We start from the raw sequence: 3,787 nt of genomic DNA, 5'->3' as shown, positions 1-3,787 counted from the left end.
CGCCCTGGTTCATGCCGATGGGGCGATCGAAGACGATGCGCTCCTTGGCGTATTGCGCGGCCTTCTCGATGAACCAGTAACCGTCGCCTATGCATTCGGCAGCGATCAGGGTGCGCTCGGCGTTGAGGCCGTCGAGGATGTATTTGAAGCCTTTACCTTCCTCGCCGATCAGATTTTCCGCCGGGATTTCGAGGTTGTCGAAGAACAGCTCGTTGGTCTCGTGATTGACCATGTTGAGAATCGGCTGCACGGTCAGGCCCTTGCCGATGGCTTCGCGCAGATCGACGATGAAAATCGACATGCCTTCGCTTTTCTTCGTCACGTCCGAAAGCGGCGTGGTGCGCGCCAGCAGGATCATCAGGTCCGAGTGCTGCACGCGCGAGATCCACACCTTCTGGCCGTTGATCACATAGCGGTCGCCACGGCGCACAGCGGTGGTCTTGATTTTGGTGGTGTCGGTGCCGGTGGTCGGCTCGGTCACGCCCATCGACTGCAAACGCAGTTCGCCGCTGGCGATCTTCGGCAGATATTTGCGCTTCTGTTCCTCCGATCCGTGGCGCAGCAGCGTGCCCATGTTGTACATCTGGCCGTGGCAGGCGCCCGAGTTGCCGCCGCTGCGGTTGATCTCTTCCATGATCACCGACGCTTCCGTGAGACCCAGACCCGAGCCGCCGTATTCCTGCGGAATCAGCGCGGCGAGCCAGCCCGCCTGGGTGAGCGCATCGACGAACGCTTCGGGATAGCCGCGCGCTTCGTCGATCTTGCGGAAATACTCGTCTGGAAACTGGCTGCACAGATCGCGCACGGCGTCGCGAATGTCCTGGTATTGGTCGGTCGTTTCGGTCATTGCTGGTTATCCGTCTAAATGCTTTGAAGATTCGCTGGGTGCGTTCGGATGTGTCAGGCCAGCACGGCGTGCGCCGACATCGTCAGCCAGCCTTCGTGGTCCTGCGCCCAGAGTTCGATCTGCTTGCCGTCGGCGCCGCGGCGGCCGCATACCGTGAAGCCGTGGCCGAGGAAAGTCGGCCGCACGGCCTTGAAGCGGTACTCGCGCACCACGGCGTCCGGCGCTGCGCTCGCAAGGGAATCGAGCAGCAGCGTGGCGATCAGCGGGCCGTGCACGACGAGGTCGGGATAGCCCTCCGCGTGGCGCGCGTAGTCGCGGTCGTAGTGAATGCGATGGCCGTTGAAGGTGAGCGCGGAATAGCGGAACAGCAGGACTTCGCTGGGCGTGATGGCGTGACGCCAGTCGGCGTCGGTTGGCGCTGCGGTGGGTTTCGCCGGCGCCGGGTTTGCCGCGCCGGGCTGTACGGCTTCGCGATAAACAATGTCCTGCTCTTCACGTATCGCCGTGACGCCGTTGGCCTTGATCTCGTGCTCGACGGTCACGAACGCGAGGCGTCCGCTACGGCCTTTCTTGTGTTCGACCGACAGCACGCGCGAGACGCGCTCGGCCTGTGCACCGATCGTCAGCGGCGCGTTGAAGGTGAGGCGCCCACCGGCGGCCATACGGCGCGGCAGGCCCAGATCGGGCAGAAAGCCGCCTTTTTGCGGATGCCCGTCGGCGCCAAGATCGGCCTGCTGCGCGGCGGACCAGAAGTAGAGCCAGTGCCAGATTGGCGGCAGCGCGTCGCCCACGCGCGGCACCTGGCTGCAATCGAGCGTGGCGGCCAGCGCGGCAGCGGGGGCAGGGGAAATCGTGTCGCTGACAGATTGTGTCGACCCGTGAATCGACCCGTGGGCCGCTTCAGTGGAAGGTGTGGGCATAGCCGTCTCCTGCGCCTTTTACGCTGGCGCATCGAATTGTTCGATGAGTCGAAAGCGAATGAGCCGACTGTATGCGAATGTTCCGGCACGCGGAAATACGGATTGAATGTGCCGGTCATAAGGGTATCCTATGACCCTCGCATCGAGGGCCGCGCCCATGGACGTTCGTCAGCTTCGTTATTTCGTCAACATCGTCGACTATGGCAGCCTCGGCAAGGCGGCTGAAAAGCTCTATGTGGCGCAGCCGTCGCTGAGCCAGCAGATCGCCAAGCTGGAGGACGATCTGGGCGTGCCGCTGCTCGTGCGCAGCCCGCAGGGTGTGAAGCCTACCGCCGCTGGCCAGGCGCTTTATCGCCATGCGCGGCTCGTGCTGCATCAGATGGAGCAGTTGCGCCAGGAAGTGCGCGAAGGCGTGGGCGCGGAATCGGGTACGGTGGCCATCGGCCTGCCGACCACGATGGCTTCGGTGCTGGCGATGCCGGTGTTCGAGCGCGTACGCGAGCGCTTTCCCGGCATCCGCCTGCAATTCTTCGAGAGCATGAGCGGCTATCTGAACGAACTGCTCGCGAATGGCCGTCTCGATCTGGCGATCCTGTTTCGCGATACGGCCACGCCCGGCATTTCGGCGTTGCCGGTGCTCGACGAAGAGCTTTATCTGATGGGCGAACCGGGTGTATCCGCGCGTGTGCGCACCTGCACGCTCGCCTCGCTGGCGGATGTGCCGATGGTGGCGCCCGGCGTGGCTAACGGCTTGCGTCTGCTGCTGGAGCGCACCTTCGCGCGCGAGCAGGTGCCGCTCAATATCATCGCCGATATCGATTCTTTGCCGATGCTGCTGTCCGCGGCGCAATCGGGCGCGGCTTGCACGATTTTGCCGGCATCGGCGCTGGCTTTGCGCGCCAGCGCGGAGCGCCCGAAGACGCGGCGCATCGTCGATCCGCTGATCCGGCGGCCCGCGAGTATCTGCTGGCCGAACGCATTGCCGGTCAGTTCGGCGTCGCTGGCGGTGCGGCGCACGATCTGCGATCTGATCGAAGAGTTGTCTGCGGCGGGCGTCTGGACGGGAATCGAACTGCGCGCGGAGGGGATTGCGGCAGGCTAATGCGCGGCGCCCGTTCGAGCGCTGCGCATCAGGAAAGCTTGTTTACTGCGCGGCCTTCGTGTTGCTATCGACGCGCTTGGGCTTGGGCGGCGATTCGATCTTGGCGTACTGGAACGCCGGTGTGGCCTTGAGCGCTTCCTTGGTTGCGCCCGGCAGATAGAGATTGCCGCTGCGCACGTCGAGCGCGGCGATCGGCACCGCCACATCGTGCACGCCAACGCCCAGGAAACCACCCGCCGACACAATTGCAGCCGACACCGAACCGTCCGGCGCGACGATCAAGTCGCGCACCGTGCCGATCTTTGCGTTGTCGTCGTTATAGACCGCCTTGCCCAGCACGCTTTTCTTCACGCTCCAGCCTTCGAGTAGCGCCTGCGATTGCTCGACCGTCACGCTCAGCGGCTGCGCGCCCGCGACCTGGGCTTGTGCGCTGGCGCTGGCTACACCTGCGGCGATTACGGCTGCCGCCAACATCGTCATGCGAAAAGACATTTATCGTGCTCCTGGTTTTAGTCGTGATCCAAAGCTGGCCGCGGCGTGGCCGCAAACAGGACATCGGATTGACATACTAGCGGGAATGGCCGGCGGCTGCGCTTAAGCTGAATGTTGCACAGCGCGTGATCGAATGCCGCAACCGTATCAGGGCACGCGCGTACGGGTCACATCCACGACGGGGTCATCGTTTTCGAAAAGCTGGGCGGGCGCAGGCCGCCGTGCGAGCCACGCGCTTTTCCAGATCATCAGCAGGTGATAGTAAAGCCGCACGCTCAGGCCGAAACGGTACGCATACAAATGCGTCAGCGCGAGATTCAGCCCCGCGCGTGCCTGGCGGTTGCGCGCCAGCAGCGAAACCACGATGGGCACGAGCCGGTGCAAGGCGAGGCGCCGTGCCGGTTCGAGTTCGGGCGGCAGCGTCAG

The 3,787-nt window shown here is 64.0% G+C and carries 4 protein-coding genes and 1 pseudogene; 1 reads left to right on the top strand and 4 read right to left on the bottom strand.

Features of this window, described 5'->3' with window-relative positions:
• On the bottom strand, positions 1 to 847 hold an 847-nt coding region (locus VG320_RS19515), incomplete at its 3' end, for an acyl-CoA dehydrogenase family protein (protein ID WP_327201725.1).
• Between the two features lie 53 nt (positions 848 to 900).
• Positions 901 to 1,767: an FAS1-like dehydratase domain-containing protein gene (locus tag VG320_RS19510; RefSeq protein ID WP_327201724.1), complete on the bottom strand. Its 867-nt coding sequence runs from the start codon at positions 1,765 to 1,767 to the stop codon at positions 901 to 903.
• 157 nt (positions 1,768 to 1,924) lie between these two features.
• On the opposite strand from VG320_RS19510, the gene VG320_RS19505 reads away from it, so the two are divergent.
• Positions 1,925 to 2,869: a LysR substrate-binding domain-containing protein gene (locus VG320_RS19505; RefSeq protein WP_327201722.1), complete on the top strand. Its 945-nt coding sequence runs from the start codon at positions 1,925 to 1,927 to the stop codon at positions 2,867 to 2,869.
• A 42-nt stretch (positions 2,870 to 2,911) separates the two neighbouring features.
• Here the strand turns inward: VG320_RS19505 and VG320_RS19500 are convergent, their stop codons facing one another.
• Together VG320_RS19500 and VG320_RS19495 are read right to left on the bottom strand one after the other, a co-directional pair.
• Positions 2,912 to 3,361 (bottom strand): PRC-barrel domain-containing protein, encoded by a 450-nt coding sequence (locus VG320_RS19500; RefSeq protein WP_327201721.1) that lies wholly within the window; start codon positions 3,359 to 3,361, stop codon positions 2,912 to 2,914.
• A 147-nt stretch (positions 3,362 to 3,508) separates the two neighbouring features.
• Positions 3,509 to 3,787, bottom strand: a pseudogene (locus VG320_RS19495) (glycosyltransferase family 2 protein); the annotation flags it as partial.

This window comes from Paraburkholderia sp., from assembly GCF_035948235.1.
Lineage (GTDB): Bacteria > Pseudomonadota > Gammaproteobacteria > Burkholderiales > Burkholderiaceae > Paraburkholderia.
This window is presented reverse-complemented; position numbering and strand designations above follow the sequence as displayed.

Coding starts and splice junctions, on each gene's coding strand:
- VG320_RS19500 (WP_327201721.1), bottom strand. CDS start 3,361: ATGTCTTTTCGCATGACGATGTTGGCGGCAGCCGTAATCGCCGCAGGT.
- VG320_RS19505 (WP_327201722.1), top strand. CDS start 1,925: ATGGACGTTCGTCAGCTTCGTTATTTCGTCAACATCGTCGACTATGGC.
- VG320_RS19510 (WP_327201724.1), bottom strand. CDS start 1,767: ATGCCCACACCTTCCACTGAAGCGGCCCACGGGTCGATTCACGGGTCG.